General features: G+C 34.6%; 20 protein-coding genes. 7 read left to right on the top strand and 13 right to left on the bottom strand.

Features of this window, described 5'->3' with window-relative positions:
• Position 1 precedes the first annotated feature (1 nt).
• Complete coding sequence (locus tag I5168_RS07375) at positions 2 to 748, bottom strand: zinc-dependent peptidase (RefSeq protein ID WP_431471364.1); 747 nt, start codon at positions 746 to 748, stop codon at positions 2 to 4.
• Between the two features lie 103 nt (positions 749 to 851).
• Positions 852 to 1574, bottom strand: a complete 723-nt coding sequence (locus tag I5168_RS07370) for a Bax inhibitor-1/YccA family protein (protein WP_431471363.1) — start codon at positions 1572 to 1574, stop codon at positions 852 to 854.
• Between the two features lie 200 nt (positions 1575 to 1774).
• Between I5168_RS07370 and I5168_RS07365 the strand changes: the two genes are divergently transcribed.
• The 4 genes from I5168_RS07365 (at position 1775) to I5168_RS07350 (ending at position 3841) form a co-directional block, all read left to right on the top strand.
• The gene (locus I5168_RS07365; RefSeq protein ID WP_085775054.1) at positions 1775 to 2341 is read left to right on the top strand and encodes an RNA polymerase sigma factor; all 567 of its coding nucleotides are present in this window, start codon (positions 1775 to 1777) and stop codon (positions 2339 to 2341) included.
• Positions 2342 to 2356: 15 nt separating this feature from the next.
• Positions 2357 to 2854, top strand: coding sequence for a hypothetical protein (locus I5168_RS07360; protein WP_431471362.1), 498 nt, complete (start codon positions 2357 to 2359; stop codon positions 2852 to 2854).
• Positions 2851 to 3309, top strand: a complete 459-nt coding sequence (locus I5168_RS07355) for a hypothetical protein (protein WP_042277805.1) — start codon at positions 2851 to 2853, stop codon at positions 3307 to 3309. Before I5168_RS07360 ends, I5168_RS07355 begins: the two co-directional genes overlap by 4 nt.
• A gap of 187 nt (positions 3310 to 3496) precedes the next feature.
• Complete coding sequence (locus I5168_RS07350; protein ID WP_042277804.1) at positions 3497 to 3841, top strand: hypothetical protein; 345 nt, start codon at positions 3497 to 3499, stop codon at positions 3839 to 3841.
• On the opposite strand, the gene I5168_RS07345 is transcribed toward I5168_RS07350, so the two are convergent.
• Positions 3838 to 4452 carry a DUF4230 domain-containing protein gene (locus I5168_RS07345; RefSeq protein WP_060524334.1) on the bottom strand — a complete coding sequence of 205 codons (615 nt, stop codon included), beginning with the start codon at positions 4450 to 4452 and terminating at the stop codon, positions 3838 to 3840. The genes I5168_RS07350 and I5168_RS07345 overlap by 4 nt on opposite strands.
• Positions 4449 to 5366, bottom strand: a complete 918-nt coding sequence (locus I5168_RS07340) for a GSCFA domain-containing protein (RefSeq protein WP_431471361.1) — start codon at positions 5364 to 5366, stop codon at positions 4449 to 4451. The genes I5168_RS07345 and I5168_RS07340 overlap by 4 nt, the downstream gene beginning before the upstream one ends.
• Before the next feature lie 83 nt (positions 5367 to 5449).
• Here I5168_RS07340 and I5168_RS07335 point away from each other — a divergent pair, with 83 nt between their 5' ends.
• Entirely contained in the window at positions 5450 to 6307 is an 858-nt protein-coding gene (locus I5168_RS07335; protein WP_431471360.1) for a glycosyltransferase, read from the top strand.
• Here I5168_RS07335 and I5168_RS07330 read toward each other — a convergent pair.
• Both I5168_RS07330 and pafA read right to left on the bottom strand, forming a co-directional pair.
• Positions 6297 to 6788, bottom strand: coding sequence for a DUF6646 family protein (locus tag I5168_RS07330; protein WP_042277798.1), 492 nt, complete (start codon positions 6786 to 6788; stop codon positions 6297 to 6299). The two genes, I5168_RS07335 and I5168_RS07330, sit on opposite strands and share 11 nt — an antisense overlap.
• 49 nt (positions 6789 to 6837) lie before the next feature.
• Entirely contained in the window at positions 6838 to 8514 is a 1677-nt protein-coding gene (gene pafA / locus I5168_RS07325) for an alkaline phosphatase PafA (RefSeq protein WP_431471359.1), read from the bottom strand.
• A 97-nt stretch (positions 8515 to 8611) separates the two neighbouring features.
• On the opposite strand from pafA, the gene I5168_RS07320 reads away from it, so the two are divergent.
• Both I5168_RS07320 and I5168_RS07315 read left to right on the top strand, forming a co-directional pair.
• Positions 8612 to 9349: an MlaE family ABC transporter permease gene (locus tag I5168_RS07320; protein WP_042277797.1), complete on the top strand. Its 738-nt coding sequence runs from the start codon at positions 8612 to 8614 to the stop codon at positions 9347 to 9349.
• Positions 9346 to 10110 (top strand): ABC transporter ATP-binding protein, encoded by a 765-nt coding sequence (locus I5168_RS07315; RefSeq protein WP_060524318.1) that lies wholly within the window; start codon positions 9346 to 9348, stop codon positions 10108 to 10110. Before I5168_RS07320 ends, I5168_RS07315 begins: the two co-directional genes overlap by 4 nt.
• On the opposite strand, the gene I5168_RS07310 is transcribed toward I5168_RS07315, so the two are convergent.
• Genes I5168_RS07310 through I5168_RS07280 form a run of 7 tightly spaced genes read right to left on the bottom strand, consistent with a single transcriptional unit; the run spans position 10107 to position 17797 of the window.
• Positions 10107 to 11222, bottom strand: a complete 1116-nt coding sequence (locus tag I5168_RS07310; protein ID WP_431471358.1) for a glycosyltransferase — start codon at positions 11220 to 11222, stop codon at positions 10107 to 10109. The genes I5168_RS07315 and I5168_RS07310 overlap by 4 nt on opposite strands.
• The gene (locus I5168_RS07305) at positions 11219 to 11764 is read right to left on the bottom strand and encodes a serine O-acetyltransferase (RefSeq protein ID WP_431471357.1); all 546 of its coding nucleotides are present in this window, start codon (positions 11762 to 11764) and stop codon (positions 11219 to 11221) included. The genes I5168_RS07310 and I5168_RS07305 overlap by 4 nt, the downstream gene beginning before the upstream one ends.
• On the bottom strand, positions 11764 to 12753 hold the full coding sequence (locus I5168_RS07300) for a glycosyltransferase family 2 protein (RefSeq protein ID WP_431471356.1): 990 nt from the start codon (positions 12751 to 12753) through the stop codon (positions 11764 to 11766). Before I5168_RS07300 ends, I5168_RS07305 begins: the two co-directional genes overlap by 1 nt.
• On the bottom strand, positions 12750 to 13772 hold the full coding sequence (locus I5168_RS07295; RefSeq protein WP_167342326.1) for an exostosin domain-containing protein: 1023 nt from the start codon (positions 13770 to 13772) through the stop codon (positions 12750 to 12752). Before I5168_RS07295 ends, I5168_RS07300 begins: the two co-directional genes overlap by 4 nt.
• Complete coding sequence (locus tag I5168_RS07290; RefSeq protein WP_431471355.1) at positions 13769 to 15250, bottom strand: glycosyltransferase family 2 protein; 1482 nt, start codon at positions 15248 to 15250, stop codon at positions 13769 to 13771. The genes I5168_RS07295 and I5168_RS07290 overlap by 4 nt, the downstream gene beginning before the upstream one ends.
• Positions 15251 to 15253: 3 nt before the next feature.
• The gene (locus I5168_RS07285) at positions 15254 to 16402 is read right to left on the bottom strand and encodes a glycosyltransferase family 4 protein (RefSeq protein ID WP_431471354.1); all 1149 of its coding nucleotides are present in this window, start codon (positions 16400 to 16402) and stop codon (positions 15254 to 15256) included.
• Positions 16403 to 17797 carry a UDP-glycosyltransferase gene (locus tag I5168_RS07280; protein WP_431471353.1) on the bottom strand — a complete coding sequence of 465 codons (1395 nt, stop codon included), beginning with the start codon at positions 17795 to 17797 and terminating at the stop codon, positions 16403 to 16405. It lies immediately after the preceding gene.
• Position 17798: the final 1 nt, after the last annotated feature.

Here is a 17798-nt window from a genome sequence, read left to right as displayed (position 1 = left end):
TCTATTCGACAGTCCAATCTAGCCATTCATCCTTGTATAATAAGGCTGTTTGATAGCATTTAAAAAGGATAGGAAAATTACTTTTAAACTGTCTAGGTGACTCAATAAAATATTCAGTTAATACCGCCATGAACTCATACTGGTTGGTAAAAGCGTATTCTCTAAAAAACGCTGTGTTATCCAATCGTTTTTTGACTTCTGGATCCATCAATCTACGCAAGATAAGTTGATGCTGTTTATGAAATCTTTGTGCATCAACATTGGTACTATGTTCACTTTCAAAATGCAACACATGGCAAAACTCATGTAATCCTAAATGCAAGTTGTCATTTGAATCGGCCATTCCCTGTAGAAAATCAGGCCAACTCATCGCAAGTACTCGAGCACTTGGGTTATACTCTCCTTTATGCAATGCGTTATTAGTTGGACTAGTAAATGGCTCTGGAAAAAACAATAGAGTATCCAGCATTCCATATGTGTACTGTCTTCTACCAAAAGTGAGCTCACAAGCTACACATGCAGGAAGGACAAATTGTTCATCGGTGACGCTCTCACCGTATCGATTTTTAAAATTCTTTTGACTTATAAAATGAGCTACTCGATGCTCAAATTGCTTTTGATACTTACTGGACAATCGTTTATAGAAAGGATAGTTTTCTAGAATACGCTTTCGCGAAAGCGGTAACTTCTTATACACAAACATTTGCCTGTACCAGATGAAGTCTTTTTTGCGCTGTAATTTTATCAATATTAATTGTGCAAAAAACAGTACAATCAACAATCCTAAGGTTCCTAGAACATACGGCGCAAGCCACTCTGAGCTTTTCTCAATTAATATGTATACCTTTAAGTTAATCGCGAGAAAGGAAAATATTAATGATATACCAGAATAACAACATAAGGCTAGCAAACAATCCAAGTGCTGCGCCAATGTACTGATCCGTATGATATTTGTGAACTAAATTTGATGTTTGATACAATATCGATCCTGCTGCTAGAATAACCATAGCACCAGAAAATATCAAGCCTAAATCAAATCCAAAAATCATAGAGGCTATAATGATTCCTATAGCTACAAAAAAACCTACTATTAGAATACTACGTAAGAAGGAAAAATCTTTTTTTGTAAATAAAACAACCGCACTCAATCCAGTAAATAATCCTAAAGTCACTACTGCAGCTTGATTGAGTAAATTTGATTGTTGTAATTCACCCACGTAAATTGCAACTGTGATTAGAGGAACAAAAATAACAGCCTCGGCAACGACAAATAGTAGTAAAGCCAAATATTGCTGTGTTTTATCATGACTAGTATGCGCAATTTTTTCGGCATAGTTTGTTGCAAGCATAAACACTCCTAGAACCAGTAACCAACGCCAGCCATTAAGCATGCTCATCATAAATTCAACAAGCGGAGTTATTCTGATAAAAACAGCTTCAACTATAATAAAAAGCAATACTGCAAGGGCAACATGCATGTAAGTTTTTCTGTAAAAAGTGGCTCTAGTTGAGTCGTTGACCTGAATTAATGATTCAAATTGAGAATCGTACTGCTCATTGTGTTGTGATTCCATATATCTGTGGTTGGTATTTTTAAGATTACTAAAATAATGATTAATAATTATGGATATCGTATTATACTGAAATATTTAAGCATATTTTGAAAGGACAACGTTTTTGAAATTCAATTTTAAAAATTGTACTAATTTAAATGCGGTAATAAATAATTTTTAATCGTTAAACCTTTGAAACTTTCTATAGTCAAAGAGTAAGTATGAGGGCAATTTCTGATCAGGAAATTTTAGAGAATATCAACAATCCACAGCGCATGCAGTTAGGATACAAGCAACTTGTGCAGTGCTACAGTAAAAGAATATACTGGCAGGTACGTAAACTTGTAATAACTCATGAAGATGCTGATGATGTTGTACAAAATGTTTTTATCAAAATATTTAAAGGTATTAAGAATTTTAAAGGAGACAGTAAATTGAGCACTTGGATGTATCGTATAGCTTATAATGAAAGCATGACCTGGTTAAATAAGAAAGCTCGTTCCATGCAAATTACTAGTGAAGAATTGGTTCAAAAGCTCACACAAAACCTAACAGCCGATGTATATTTTACTGAAGACGAAGTATTGATAGCTTTACAAAAAGCCCTAGCAAGTCTACCAGATAGACAACGTGAAATTTTTAATATGAGGTACTACGACTCAATAAAATTTAGTGAGATCGCTCACATACTAGAACTGTCAGAAGGTGCTGTGAAAAGCAGCTACCATCTCGCAGCAAAAAAAGTAGAACAGTTTATAAAGACTCATCAAACTATTGAGTTGGATTAAAGTCTAAGAAATAGAATGATAAAGAAAAATCAACATAACGGCTTTAATATCCCTGATGGATACTTTGACAATCTAGAGCTTAAACTCCATAAGATTGCCGAAGATACAGATAGGGAACAATCCATGCACGGTGGTTTTCAGGCTCCTGAAGATTATTGGGAGCAACTGGATAAAAAATTAATGAATCAACCGCTTCCTATTAATGATGAATCTAAAAGAAGTAAGGTAATTTCATTACTTACTCCTTTACTGGCTGTAGCTGCTACCATTGCAGTATTATTATACCTATTCCCAACCACCAATGAACCTAGTGATGAATTAGTGACTACCGATGGTTTAACCGGGACCGAGCTTGCTGATTATCTTGCTCCAGATGACATATTATCATCCGACTATCAATGGGCAGAGATACTTACCGATGATTTTATAGAACAAGTTGAAGTAAATGTGCAAGATGATGACCTGCATGAATACTTAAACGATGTAGAACTACAAGAACTATTTATAGAATGAAAAATATTATAATCCTGGCTGTGCTTTTAATAAGTACAACCGCTATTGCACAACGAGGTGATAGATCAAACAGAGAAGAAAGGGAAAATCGCATTGAAACTTTATTCATTGCCTATGTTACCGATAAATTAGAACTCACTACTGATGAGGCTGCAAAGTTTTGGCCCATCTACAATGAAATTAAACAGGAGCGTCGAGCTCTTGAAAAGAAAAAACGAGCTCTAATCAATGAAATTGATGACAACATGCAAGCAATGAGTGATCAACAAGCACAATCCTATGTAAACAAGGTAATTGCTCTTGAAAAAGAAATAAATTTAAAAAGTTTTGAGAATCGCAGTAAGGAAATAATTGCTGTTATCGGAGCAAAAAGATTTTTACTACTCAAAAAAAGTGAAGTAGAATTTAGACGTAAAATGATATCTGAATTTAAAAAGAAACGACGTCGGGACTAGGTTTGAGGATATATATTTTGGTTTTCATTTGGATTGAAATTAAACCCGATGCCTTTAAAAACTCTCAGAGCTACCTGAGAGTTTTTTTCATTAGATAAAATTCTGCTACTACAATCTTACCACTTAAAAGAAATTGAAATTAATCAAGTTGATTCCTATTTTTACGACCAATTAAAAAACAAATCAAATGAGAAAATTAATTTTTATTCTAGGATCATTTTTAATTCTTTCATGTAACCAGGATAGCAGTAAGCAAAGTGATCAAACTGTTCTTAATGAGGTTACCCAAAGTGCAGATTATCAGAGGTACGTTCAAGCCTATAATGAATATGCAGCTTGTAAGCGAGAACGTCCTAAAATCACGGAAGATTACATATCCAATAAAATAGACGACAAGGAATTTAAAAGGAGGATTGAAGTTAATAGTCAGACATGTGCCATTAAGAAGGATATTTTCAATAAATACTATCAATTACTCGAGGCACAATTTGATAAAGAGCTTGTAGTCGCTCACAAAATAATGCCTAATTAAGGTATAACTACCTCTAGAGCATCTAGTGATTCAACTGGATTCTCGTTATATATCAAAGTCCAACCTAGCGAATTGCTCAAAACATAGATTTGTGTGAGTTCACTCAACAATCTGTTTTGAGCATTTTTCATAGCATCAGAATTTTGAACCTGGCGTTTAATATCTGCTTTGACACTACGTTGAATTTTATTCAAATCCCTAGCAGTAAATTTATTTAAGATTCCTTCCTCAATATCATAATAGGTTAAATTTGGATCTACCTTAATTTCAGGTTCAGGAATTGATGTAATTCTTATTTCTTTTAGGCTTTCGTTAATTTCAACCTTTAGGTCACTTAAATCATAAGCAATTTGAACTTCTGCATTTGAAATAAGCAAGGCCTTTTTCTTACTGTAAAAAAGGTCCAATCCATACTCTTTAGTATCCTCATAATTAAAAACCTTGGCATAATTAATTTCAGTAACCACCAGTTTACTCACATGATTAATTTGCTCTTGAATTAAAGAGGTTTGCGCGATCAATTGTTCCCTTTCAGAGTTTCTTTGGTTCCAATAATAAAAACACCCAACTAGGATCGCTCCCAATAAAACACCTAATACATATTTTCTCATTTCAATTGTACCTTTGGATATAAGGATATCACTTTATCCTTCATTTCTTTTACCATTTCCTCGTGTTTCAATTTATTTTGAGGTTTGTGAGCTTCCAACCTTCTAAATTTCTCAACAATAGACATTTGTTGATCGAGTTTTGTATCTATTACGCTTTCGCGAAAGCGAGACCACACATACTCTATTCCAACTTCATTTAAGTGAATCATATCCGACTTAAAAAATCGATAGTCTCTTAACTCATCAAGTACAACCTCATAAGCTGGGAAGTAGGATACGTCGTTTGATACGTGTCCCAAAACACCTTCATGCAAACGGGATTTACTACGGGTATTTTCCACCATTCCATCTCGTGTATGACGTACTGGTGAAACAGTATATATAATGTTCACATTTGGATTGTGAGTTTTAGCTACTTGCTCTATCGTGTCAAGTGCCTGATTAATTTCTTGCATGGATAAAAGCAGTTTTTCAAATATATACTGTGGTTGTTTATGACAATTTGCAACTATTTTTTTTGATTCTTTATGCTTGTAAACCCATGCGGTTCCCAGTGTCACAAATAAATGTGAGGTGTTACTAAGCTGTTTTTTAAGTTGTTTTAATTGATGATTTAAATTTTCAAGTAATTGTGTTTCATCCTCATGATTCATTTGAGAATGGACCTCGTAACAAAAAGGTGTTTCAACATCGGTTGATTGATACCATCTTTCATCTCGTACTCGTTCAAAAATTCTAGCTATGCTCACTGGATTAAACAAAATACCCATGGGATTTATCAAGGTAGGGAAACCATAGTAAATACATTTTTCACCAATATTTTGAGCAAAACAACTTCCTATAAATATCAATTGTGAGTCATTATTTATAGGTGTTGATGCTGGTTTTATTGTAACTGGTGTAGTAAGCTGCATAATAGTCTGTATCTATCAAAAATAGCAATTTTAGTAGCAACAACTTCATTAGGATAAGTAGGTTTCCATTATTTTTGAAACTTGTGAAAATAGCAATCATCATACCAGCCCATAACGAGGCAGACTATATCAAATCAACCCTAATAAGCTTAAAGAATCAATCTCATAAGGCTTCAAAAATTATTCTAGTTGATGATAATAGCACTGATGATACCAGCAATATTGCTCATGAATTTTCTGCCGACTTACCCTTAGAAATCTTAACTAACAAATCAAGCGATCAAAATATACCTGGAAGTAAGGTTATACGTGCCTTTGAAAAAGGTTTATCGCGATTAAATTTAGATGAATTTGACGTTGTTTGTAAGTTTGATGCAGATCTCATCTTCCCTACAAACTACTTGAAAACTCTGGTTTCAACATTTAAATCAAACGAACAAATTGGTATGGTAGGTGGTCATTGCGTTATCCAACAAAAAGGACATTGGATACTTGAAAATCAAAATAATCCAGACCATATACGTGGAGCATTAAAAGCTTATCGAGTTTCTTGTTTTAAGCAAATAAATGGTTTACGACCATCGATTGGATGGGATACTATTGACGAAATGCTAGCGCGATATTATGGCTTTAAGGTAATCACGGTGCCAAACTTACATGTGAAACATCTTAAACCTACTGGAGCAGCTTATAGAAAAGGGTCTTGGCAACTTCAAGGTGAAGCATTTTACAAAATGCGTTACGGTTGGTGGTTAACGATGATTACGGCTCTAAAAATGAGTTTAAACAAAAAGAAGTTCTCTTTGTTTTTCTCTTACCTCTCAGGATACCTATCAAGTAAAAAAAACAACCTTGATCCAATTGTAACAGAAGATCAAGGTCGTTTTATACGCCAGTATAGATGGCGTGGAATTAAAAAGAAATTGAGGTTTAAAAATTAAAACTCATTCCTATATTAAATACAAACTGATTGTATAATTCTTCGGCTGGAGTAAGATCTTCTGTTTTATACTTAGCAAGAGGAAATCCAGCTTCAGTATAAAGACCAAATCCATTTGTAAAGAAATAACGTGCACCTACGTGTCCGCCAAAATTCTTTGTAGAGAAATGAAGACCTGGATAAAAATCAAAGTTCTCATCAAGGTTAATTACATTTCCAATATTGGCATTAAATCGTAATGCAAGAGTAGATCTCTCATCAAAATCTGCATCTACCGCATCGTCTAGACCAAGTGCATAATTTGCAGCTAGACCTAAAGAAAAGTTCTCTCCTACTCCATAATCATAGGTTACACCTATTCCAGTAGCATTTTCCTGAAAACTAGCACCTACTTGTATTTTTTGATCTCCTTTACCGCGATATGCTTGTGCATAGACAGTAGTTCCTGCAATCAACGCTAAAATTAAAAGTATGTTTTTCATTTTGTTTGTTTTGAATGACAAATATATTAGAGTTCTCGAATTAACTCCGTTATTTTTCAAATAAAGCTTCGTTAATTGGAGTTCCTGTACAGCCATTAGGAAAAGCTATACCTAACAGTGTTGAAATCGTAGGTGCTATATCTGTTATAAAAATAGGCCTTGCTGTACGACCAGCATTTATTCCTGCTCCATAAAAAATGCAAGGCACATGTGTATCGTAAGCATGAGCACTTCCATGAGTAGAACCTGTTTTTGAATAAGATATTACCGCATTATCTAGTACATACATGATATCACCACTACGTTTTTGATGAAATCCTTTTTGTATGAGAGCTGCTGTACCTTCTGTAAAACTACCTTGTGTCATCTCATACCTAGTAAACACTTTTTGTACGTTATCTAATCCCAAAAGATAATCGGCAATGTAACGTTGGATGTACTTATGATCAATATTTATATCATTTAAAACTTTATAATTTAAAAAGACTTGCTCGTTGGATACATTTTCAATGATGGCATCATTACCAAACTCTTTTTTTACTTGATCCTTAAGTTTTTCCCTTAATGTTCTAGAGTCAAAATAACCTGCTTGTAAGCCTTCATCATGTAAGTAAGCTGGAACGTGTACTGCACCGTGATCGGCAGTAAGAAATAAAGTATAATTTCCTACACCTACTTTATCATCTAGTTCTTTCAAAAATCTTGCTATTTCCAGGTCTAGTCGCAAATAAGTATCCATTACCTCGACAGAGTTAACACCATATTGATGGCCTATATAATCTGTACTAGAAAAACTTACTGCAAGAAAATCTGTTACATCATCCTTTCCTAGTTGTTCACCTTCAAGAGCTGCAATAGCAAGATCTGCAACCACAGTATTTCCAAAAGGTGTTGCTTTGAGTAAATCGTAATTTCCGTTTTCTGCTGCTAATTCTTTTAAATCATAAGGAAACACAGCTTTTTCTTTACCTCTAGGTGGTTTTTCATAATTATTAAGATCGGTACCGCTAGCTTTATAAGTTTCTATTGGATAAAGCGTGTTCCATTCAGTTAAGTATGATTTTGCCTTACCACTATCATTATAGTCTGCTACCCATTGTGGTAACTCTTCTTTGTAAAAGTTACTGGTAATAAATCTAGCCTCATCTTTTCCTTTAAACCAGAATGCAGCATCGGCTAGATGACCTGCAGGTAAAATAGCTCCACGGTCCTTAATGCTTATTCCAATAACCTTGGCACGATCTTGTGTATGTAGTTTCAATTCGTCGGTAACGGTTGATGTCAACAAACGTTCAGGTGACATTTTACCGTCTTCTCCATTAGTTCCAATAGAAACACGATTATTATCATAAACGTTGTAGATGGACTGTTTTGCTACCTTATCGTACCAATTGTTTCCAATTATTCCATGATTTGCAGGTGTTGTACCCGTATAAATACTTGCATGACCTGGAGCCGTATAGGTAGGTACATAATTAAAATGATGATTAACGGCATTAAATCCATTATTCATAAGACGCTTAAAACCATCATCTCCATAGTAATCATAAAATTTAGTGAGATAATCGTACCTCATTTGATCTACAACGATTCCAACTACTAATTTAGGTTGTTGAATTCCTGTAGATGATGTTGACGATACTTGGTTTGCATCACGCTTTCGCGAAAGCGTACTACAACCTATAACCAGTGTTAACAATACTAAAAGAACTGATTGTCGTTTCATTTTTATCATTTTGCGCAAAGGTACAAAGTGAATTTTCCATTAAGTTTAAGAAGGCATTAAATCACAAGGTTATTTTTTTAGCTACTTTTACCAACGCATGAGATTTTTAAGGCATATAGGTACATACATGATGATGCTTTTAGGTGTTTTTAAAAGACCTACGAAAGCTATCGTTCTTAAAGAATTGATTTTAAAGGAAATAGATGATCTAGTAATAGGATCCATAGGTATAACCGCCTTTATTTCTTTATTTATGGGTGCGGTTGTAGCATTACAAACAGCGCTCAATTTAGACAATCCTTTAATTCCTAAATCATTGATTGGATTTGCCACGAGGCAATCTATAATCCTAGAATTTGCGCCTACATTTATTAGTGTGATTATGGCTGGTAAAGTAGGCTCTTACATTACATCGAGTATAGGAACCATGCGAGTTACTGAGCAAATTGATGCCCTTGAGGTGATGGGAATTAATCCTTTGAACTATTTGATATTTCCTAAAATTGTAGCGCTTGCATTCTATCCATTTTTAATTGCTATTATCATGTTTATAGGAATTTTTGGTGGGTTTTTAGCCAGCGTTTATGGTAATCTAGTTAGTCTAGAAGAATTTGTAGTTGGTTTACAGGATACTTTTATACCGTGGCATGTTGCCTATGCTTTTATAAAAACAATCGTTTTTGGGTTTTTGCTCGCAACCATTCCTAGCTATCATGGTTATTACATGAAAGGAGGCGCACTAGAAGTTGGGAAAGCAAGTACGACAAGTTTTGTGTGGACCTGCGTCTCGATTATAATTGCAAACTATTTACTCACTCAATTATTATTGACATGATAGAAGTTAAAGGTTTAAAAAAAGGCTTCAATGGTGAGGAAATTCTTAAAGGAATAGATGCTACTTTCCTTAAGGGAAAGACGAATATGATAATAGGTGCCAGTGGTTCGGGAAAGTCGGTTTTCCTTAAAAATATGCTGGGGTTATTTGAGCCTGATGCTGGTGAGATTATTTACGATGGCGAGCGTTTAGGAGAGATGGAAATTGAACGTAAAAGCGATTTACGTAAAGAAATGGGTATGCTATTTCAACATAGTGCTCTATTTGATAGCATGACGGTAGAAGAGAATGTTATGTTCCCGCTGCGCATGTTTACTAAGATGAAGAAGAACGAGCGACAAGAAAGAGCAAATGAAATTTTGGAGCGTGTAAATCTTCCTGGACTTAATAAAAAAATGCCTAGTGAAATTTCTGGTGGTCAGCAAAAACGTGTTGCACTTGCCAGAGCTGTTGTTAATTATCCTAGATACTTGTTTTGCGATGAACCCAATAGCGGTCTGGATCCAAAAACAGCAACAATAATCGATAATTTAATACAGGAAATCACTCATGAACGTGATATCACTACAGTGATTATTTCCCACGACATGAATTCCGTAATGGAAATAGGTGAAACTATTGTGTTTTTAAAAGATGGGCTTATTGCTTGGGAAGGAACGAATAAAGAAATATTTAAGACCGATAACAAAGCTGTAACCGACTTTGTATATAGTTCTGAGCTATTTAAAAAGGTACGTATCGCTCAAAACGAAGGACTTTAAAGAAGTTTTTCAATCTCATAATCAAATTTATCTAGTGTGTATTGCCTAGACCAGTTTGCCGCATTGTTAGACATTTCATCAAGTTTATTAGTACGATTTAAATACTCTTTAATAATTTCACTTGCGTTGGATAACTCTTTGATTAAAATTCCTCTTGTTTGATTATCATCACCTGTTAACATCCAAGGCACGCAACTTACAGCTGTCGCAATTGGAATACAACCCCAAAACATAGGTTCGGCAACGGCTTTGGGCCATCCTTCACTACGCGATAATAAAAATGCAAAATGTGCTTTTTTATACGCCTGAGTAACGGATGACAATGGTTGGTTTCCATGTAAGTGAATAAATGGATTCAGTTTATTTTTTTTGACATAATCATTCAAAGATTCAAAAAGCGGTCCATTACCATAAATATCCAAGGTGACTGGCACACCTTCATTTCTTAAGTCTTCTACGATTTGGACAACTTTTAAAGGCCTTTTGTTTTCACTAAGCGTGCCAACAAATAAAGCATTCAATTCACTGGTATAATCCCTTTTAACAATAGGTTCTTTATCTTTTTCATAATAAGATGCTGTGAAAAAAGGCTTTATATTTTTGGTTTGATTGACATAGTTCCCATACGCTAAAACCGTAATATTTTTACTTAAAAAGGTGTTGGATAATATTAGTTTCTGCCATCTATAAGCCATGGGTTGTCGTGCTTTAGGATCCCAATTTCCGGCATATTTCACTGTTTTCTTTTTTCTAGGAAAAAGTATTTGAACAAGACATGAAAGTAGTGCCAGATTCCCAGGACAACGCAAGTGAATATGGTCTGCTTTCGCGAAAGCGAAAATCAAAACCACCAACTGGTATGGCATAGTAAGAAGACTTACAACAGCCATACTTATCCTGTGGAATTCCAACCGACGCAAGCTAGTCACTTGAATATCCTGACGATCAAATGGCTGTAAAAGAAGAGGTTTATTATATCGAGTAGGTGCGATGATTTGTACCTTATCTACTTTACTGAACCATAAATTCATCTCCTTGACGTAGGGTGCGTAAGCTTGTTTTTGATCTTTATGTTTAATTATTGGCGCGTCTGATACTACTACTAACTTCATACGTATCCAGAACTATCGTTATTACTAACCTTAACAGCTGGCACTCCAAGAACTGTCGAACTAGGGTCAACATCTTTAATTACTAAACTATTGGCTCCAATAACAGCGTTATCACCTACTTTAATTTTACCAGCTACCGTGGAATTTGCACCTATATAAACTTGATCACCTATTATGGGAACTCCTCTTTTGTTCGAACGGCCACTAACCCCAATAGTAACACCTTGCGATATGTTACAATTTTCTCCAATCACCGCGTTTGCATTTACAATGATTCCTGAATGGTGCCCTATATACAATCCTTGACCAATTGTTGCGCTATAGGGCAAGGTTATACCGGTTATTATTTCAATAAATTTCAGTTTTATTGCACCTATTAATAAAATTGGGAGTTTAATTACTCCAGGCAAATTTGATCGGTAAACTTTGTTGAATAATCTGTAATGAAATAAAGCCCATAAGCCTTGTTGAGTTAACAACATTAATAATGCTGGTTTACCACTGTAATTGGTGTACCTCTTTATGTCTTTTAAAAACTTCATTATTTAGGCCGTGAAAAAAATAAATTTACCCAAGAAACTATTCTACCTAATGATTCGGTAAATGCCTCTTTACGATTACTCGTGGTAAATATATTGAGAATCCGGATTAAAATAAGAATAAGCGTAATGCTATGCCACTTCAATTTATTTTTAAAACTTGGATTAGGATATTTTGTACGCCATACAAACCATCCATTACGAACCACCATTTTACCATATTTGTAATGATTAGGTCTACCATCAGGTGCATGAAAGTGCTGACAGGTTGCTAGTGTATTCACATACAAGCTACCTTCATTGCTCAACCGCAAGGTATACTCGGCATCTTCGTACAATCCATAGCCTTCAAAAAAAGTTGAAAATTTATGAGCATCTACAATTTGTTTAGGGTAACTAGCTACACCACCCATAAATAAATCTACTTTATAGGTTTTTCCGGATGGTGGTAAAAACCCTATAGATCTACCGTGACCAAATGGTGGATAAGTGCCTGGCTGTGTATGATGATCCAGACCTAACTTTTTACGTAGCTTATACCTACTACTTTCTTTTCTTACGTAACCATCAAAATTATAAAAATCTGTTGCATTACTGTTTTCATTTTGAAGTTGCCATGCTACCTCATTAGTTATGTAGCCACCTACTCCAAGAGCATTAGGATACTCTTGATACGTTGATGCTAACTGTTTGAAGTATTGATTATCTAATACAACATCATCATCTAAAAATGCAACAATATCTATATCTTCAGAAACTCGATCAATACCAAAATTACGTTGTTTGGTCAAACCGCGATCTTCATTTCCTACCTTAAAGTATTCTAATCCATTAAAAGAAAAAGATTTTAGTTCATTTAAGGAATCATCGTTCAAACTTCCATCTACAATTATTACTTGAGACGGAAGTAATGTTTGAGATCGTACACTGTGTAACAACCTCATCAAAGGCTGTGGTCGCATGTAGGTACAAACAATTAGAGCAAATTTCATACGTCAATTTGATTTTTTACGTGGTAAAAGAAATTATGCCTGACTAAATAATTTTCAAACAGTTTACGATTATTCTGCTGTAGTTCTATAAAACGTTCCTCTGAGCATGAATTATGAAATTGAACTAATTTTTTAATCATACTCTCATCCTCTTTTATAAGGCATACATGATTAGACCAATTAATCTCGTTTACTAGTGGTAGCACATTATTGGTTTCAATCAAAACAGGGATTCTTCCTAAAGCCAATGCTTCGTAAAATCTTACAGAAAAATTTCCTGCTCCTCTCATGCAAAAGGCATAAGGTGAGTTGTTCAAGTTATCAAAAAACTCTTGAGAGGTTTGTTGCCTTTCCTGTTCTGAGGTCGCTCCTGCCCTATATCGTTCTCTATAAATGAATCGAGTCGCGATTTGTTGATCTCTCTCTAACGCCTTTAATTTGAGAAATCTTTGTTTTGCAGCATTAAAGAATATAGGCCTATCAGGATTGAAAGATCTAAATGATGTCATCAGGTTTTTTAAATAGCTTAAGTTGTATCTAAAACGTTCCTTCCTACTGTGCGTGGCAAATCCAGTAAATGAAATTTCAGGTTTTTCTTTCTTTGTAATCCATTTTAATTGTCTAATATGAATTCCAATGGGATCTGCTATAAAACTAGGTATGATTATGGTGTCTTTTTGATTAGTATTTCGATATCCTGAATTACGCCAAGTTACTATATAATCCTTGCTAAATGTTTTACCATAATCACCACCTGTATAAACGTGAAGCTTCTTACCGTTTGAAATAGCTAAATGATTCAAAAACTTCCAAGACTGCTGTTCTTCCTTCGTTTTAATTCTTAAATAATCGATAGGAAAGACAATTATATCTGCCTTTTCTACGGTGTTTACCAGTTGGTAATACTTGTGAACTATTGGATGGGTATGCTCAAGATAATGTAAGTCAAAAAGTAAGGGATGAACCTTGCCTCTATTTTTAGTTGACAGGATCTCAATATCGGTAAAAACGCTTATCATAAACTATTTGCATACTTTTTACTTGATTCCCATGCTTTATTAAAGAGTTTATTATGTCCCCAAGGCAAAATCGACCCTAGTTTACCATAATTTTTAAACCATTGTACCAATTTATAACCTTTCAATTGATTTACAGAATAGTTTTTCTTTCTAAAATACATGATATGAGGAGATGGTTTGGGCTGAATGTTATCAGTTGACCAGGGAAAAATACGTTTCTCTCTAAATCCACCTACAGGCGCTTTTAAGTGTAGAATTTGAATTTGTGGTGCATAAATCACGTCATATCCTGCTCTCCTAATTTGCATTCCAAAATCTACATCTTCGCCGTACCCATGTTCAAGAGCTTTGTCAAATTTACATCGATCCACTATTTCTCGATGAATTAAGGAACAACCAGAACCAAAATAGGGCCATTGTTTCCATGTTTTTTGATGTTCGTGTTCCCCTTGTTGTAAATAAGCAGCATTGATACACTTTACGTTTAAATTTTCTGCTAGGCTAACCATGTTCTCCAAAACATTGGGTTTTAGTCTCGCATCATCATCAAATAGTAATACCCATTTTGCCCTTGTTTTTTCAAGTGCAATATTTCGAGCATTACAAGCTCCTGTTTTGTGAATGAACTTGTGATCAATTGAAAAGGGCCAATTACCATTTAAAATCCTATCCAGCTCTGTACTTGCCTCTTTATTAGGATTTTGCTCTACAATGTAAATGGTTTGTGGTAATAAGGTTTGGTTAGCTAAATCATTAATTACATCATACAAATAACTTGCCCTACCCATCGTTGGGATTATAACATCATACTGCGTATTTATAAATGGTTCAACCTGATTAATTTGTAATTCCAAAAAGTCTACAACAGGAACTATCTTTTTAAGAAATACCGCTTTCGCGAAAGCGAAAAAAGGAAATCTCTTGTCATACTTAAGGTGACACAACAGCAGAAACGGTAACCACCCTTTTTTCATCGTGTGCCCCACTAATTTGTAGGCCTTAAAGTAGTTAGATCGAGTTGGGTTCTTCTTAAGATTGGAATAACAAAGTATTCCTTGATGTTGAAATATTCTAGCCAACAAATTAATATCATATTCAAAGTCGGCCGAACTTCTAAAGTGCTTGATTTTATTTAGTACCGTTGCGTGAATCATTCCCTGATCTGCACTCATAATCCATGTAGGATACCAATGATTCTCTGAATAATTAATAAAAGGAGTATCTTCTACATATCCCAATCCAGTATCGATAAAATTTGGTGCTTTACCAGAACTCAGCATTTTATAAGTCACTGATTTTTTAGAATCAAAGTCTTCCCAATCAATAGATGTAGAGTTTTTCCATGCTATCCAACGATTTGGAAATTTTTTAGCCAATTCAAATAAAGAATCTAATACTTTACCCGAGGATGGTTGAGTAATAAGTATATCACTCTCAATATCAGTGATTGTATTTTCTATGTAATTAAAAACAATCATTGATTAATTTAAGTTTTCAATGACGCTTTTGTAAAAAGCAAGGTTCTTACTTGCTATTTTTTTGATGTCAAATTTACTTTCTACCGTTTTTCTAGCGTTAATGGCCACATTCAGTAAAGTATCTTTACTTTCAAAAAGTTTAGTTATAGACTTAATAAAACTCTCTATATCATCTGGATGATGCATGTAGCCGTCATGTCCATGCTCAATTAAATCCTGTGCCCAGCCAATATTTGTATTTACCACTGCTTTTTTAAGTGCCATACTTTCAATCGTTACCATACCCAAGGTTTCTGCAAGAGAAGGAAAGACACAAATATGTGCTTTTTTAATAAGGTCTTGGGTTTGATTATAGGGGACTTTTCCCTTATAAGTAACGTTGAGTAATGCTGTTGGACTAAAGGTTTGTTTTACCAATTCCCAAGTAGAATTAGAACCCGTAGAAACATCAGCACTATCAGAACCAATTAGTGTCAAAGTTGATTTAGGGTAGGATTTGTGAATTTCATTGAATATTTGAGCCAATTGAAATAAACCCTTTTTACGAATTATAGTACCTATGTTAAGTATATTAAAAGCAGTAAACTGATCGGGATTGTTATTTACAAATTTTTCTAGTTGTAAACCATAAGGTATAATTTTCAACTTATTTACATCAGCCTTAAATAATTGAACTGATTTCTCTCCTGCAAAGGTTGTGGGAGCGATGTAAGCTTGTGCCTTTTTAACAGCCCATTTTTCAAAAAGAAAGTTTTTTTTCTTTTGTGGACGTTTCTCGATGTGACAGAAATAAGTATCACTACCATGAAACCTTATCACCAGAGGTTTTTTCAAGTTCATAAAAGCCGTTATCCCAGTCCAATCAGGAGCTTCTATTATATCGACAGTATCGCAGTTTAAATTTATATAGCTTTCTATATGTTTACGATAAAAGTAAAATCCTCCAATAGGATAGTTGATTTTCTCAATTTTATGAAAGGTTATTCCTTTTTCAGTGAATACTTCGCTACGATTTTGTCCATAAATAAAGACACTGACTTTATGCCCTATGATAGCCACTTGTTCTGCTAGATTTTTTATACTAGTGCCCATTCCACCAGCGTGGCCAGTACGTTTATGAGGAAATTCTGGTGTTAGGTAGGCGATGTGCATTTAATTCAAAATTTGTCCTATCCCATCCCAAATTCGCTCACTTGCTAATTCTGGTTGCTTAGGATGATTAATAACGCCGTACCATTTTTTACAATCCTGCACGGGATTTACCACATTTTCAAGTAAATGCTTGATTCCAGTCTCAATATCAGCTTTTTTATGAGCCCAAACTACAGCCGTATCAGGCATCGTTCTAAAATGGACATATTTGTAATTTTGTCCGATATCTCGTATACCTTTTTTAAGTTCTGGTTGCTCATAGTTGGGGTAAATGGTCGGTTTACCATGTATGACAAAATCAAAGACCATACTGCTGCAAATATTAACTACCAGTTCACAGTGTCTGCAAGTATTTACCAATAGTGCAAAATCATCCTTAGTAGGCATCATTTGATTCCAAGAATTACCCATTGGTTTCCATAAAGGTTTTATAGTGGTAATAACATCAACATGTTCTTTCAAAACCTCATCGTATCTATTAGAATCATCTACTGGTACTGGTCTAAATATTATTCCCAAGTTATAACCACGAGCGTTGAGATTTTTAACGGCGATAGCAGTATCCCTTAAATAAAGATGATCCAGTGGCGAAGTGGTAGTATCATCACCAGAAAAACAAATGTATTCCTTGTTTTTATCTAAATTATGCTCGCTCAAAAACTGTTCGCGAGAAATATAGAGTTCTTTACTATAATGTGGCTCAAATTGAGGTGTTCCAGTCACATAAACTTGATTACTTTTTATTTTTGGATAGTAGTGTAGCAACTGCTCCTTCATCAATTCTGACCATACAAAATAATAATCAGTCTCAATAGTAGACATCCCTTTAGGTAAGTTATCCCAACTATAAACCCAGCACGCTGTAGGTATTCCTAGATCTTGAGCTGCTAGTACCGGTGCTATTCCTTGAGTAGCACGTTGAGTCGTACAAAAAACTAAGTCTGGTTTGTGTTTCGTGAGCTGTTCTTTTAATACCTTATAGCGATTTGTACTCCTTTCAGCCTCATACATTTTATTCTTCAGGTTTTCCCAACCCGAATCAGTAGATGAAAAAATTTCATGAAACTTTACAAAGCTACTTTTAACACAATTCTTAAGGCTATTCCATTTTAAAGGAAATCTATATGTTGAATACACATTATCGTTATCACGCTTTCGCGAAAGCGCTAACTCTACCCTTTTCCTTGCGTGATTAATTACTGGAGTTTTAGGGTGAATTTTGGTACTAGGAATGTTGATTTGTGCAAATCCAAATTCCTTTTCAAGATCAAAAACTGAATTGTTCCAATAGGTAATGTCATAACCTAATTTATCACCAATATTTTTGAAATTTGTGAAGGCAAAATTGCGTAATCCAACACCGTCAGGAAATAAGATCCAAACTTTTTTTGACATT

Source organism: Nonlabens sp. SCSIO 43208 (assembly GCF_050703575.1).
Classification (GTDB): Bacteria; Bacteroidota; Bacteroidia; order Flavobacteriales; family Flavobacteriaceae; genus Nonlabens; species Nonlabens tegetincola.
The sequence above is the reverse complement of the archived record's forward strand: the minus strand, read 5'-3'. Positions and strand labels throughout refer to the sequence as shown.

Bases quoted from the DNA above. Each gene is read 5' to 3' on its own strand.
- I5168_RS07370 (WP_431471363.1), bottom strand. From the start codon at position 1,574: ATGGAATCACAACACAATGAGCAGTACGATTCTCAATTTGAATCATTA.
- I5168_RS07365 (WP_085775054.1), top strand. From the start codon at position 1,775: ATGAGGGCAATTTCTGATCAGGAAATTTTAGAGAATATCAACAATCCA.
- I5168_RS07360 (WP_431471362.1), top strand. From the start codon at position 2,357: ATGATAAAGAAAAATCAACATAACGGCTTTAATATCCCTGATGGATAC.
- I5168_RS07355 (WP_042277805.1), top strand. From the start codon at position 2,851: ATGAAAAATATTATAATCCTGGCTGTGCTTTTAATAAGTACAACCGCT.
- I5168_RS07350 (WP_042277804.1), top strand. From the start codon at position 3,497: ATGAGAAAATTAATTTTTATTCTAGGATCATTTTTAATTCTTTCATGT.
- I5168_RS07345 (WP_060524334.1), bottom strand. From the start codon at position 4,452: ATGAGAAAATATGTATTAGGTGTTTTATTGGGAGCGATCCTAGTTGGG.
- I5168_RS07340 (WP_431471361.1), bottom strand. From the start codon at position 5,366: ATGCAGCTTACTACACCAGTTACAATAAAACCAGCATCAACACCTATA.
- I5168_RS07330 (WP_042277798.1), bottom strand. From the start codon at position 6,788: ATGAAAAACATACTTTTAATTTTAGCGTTGATTGCAGGAACTACTGTC.
- pafA (WP_431471359.1), bottom strand. From the start codon at position 8,514: ATGAAACGACAATCAGTTCTTTTAGTATTGTTAACACTGGTTATAGGT.
- I5168_RS07320 (WP_042277797.1), top strand. From the start codon at position 8,612: ATGAGATTTTTAAGGCATATAGGTACATACATGATGATGCTTTTAGGT.
- I5168_RS07315 (WP_060524318.1), top strand. From the start codon at position 9,346: ATGATAGAAGTTAAAGGTTTAAAAAAAGGCTTCAATGGTGAGGAAATT.
- I5168_RS07310 (WP_431471358.1), bottom strand. From the start codon at position 11,222: ATGAAGTTAGTAGTAGTATCAGACGCGCCAATAATTAAACATAAAGAT.
- I5168_RS07305 (WP_431471357.1), bottom strand. From the start codon at position 11,764: ATGAAGTTTTTAAAAGACATAAAGAGGTACACCAATTACAGTGGTAAA.
- I5168_RS07300 (WP_431471356.1), bottom strand. From the start codon at position 12,753: ATGAAATTTGCTCTAATTGTTTGTACCTACATGCGACCACAGCCTTTG.
- I5168_RS07295 (WP_167342326.1), bottom strand. From the start codon at position 13,772: ATGATAAGCGTTTTTACCGATATTGAGATCCTGTCAACTAAAAATAGA.
- I5168_RS07290 (WP_431471355.1), bottom strand. From the start codon at position 15,250: ATGATTGTTTTTAATTACATAGAAAATACAATCACTGATATTGAGAGT.
- I5168_RS07285 (WP_431471354.1), bottom strand. From the start codon at position 16,402: ATGCACATCGCCTACCTAACACCAGAATTTCCTCATAAACGTACTGGC.
- I5168_RS07280 (WP_431471353.1), bottom strand. From the start codon at position 17,797: ATGTCAAAAAAAGTTTGGATCTTATTTCCTGACGGTGTTGGATTACGC.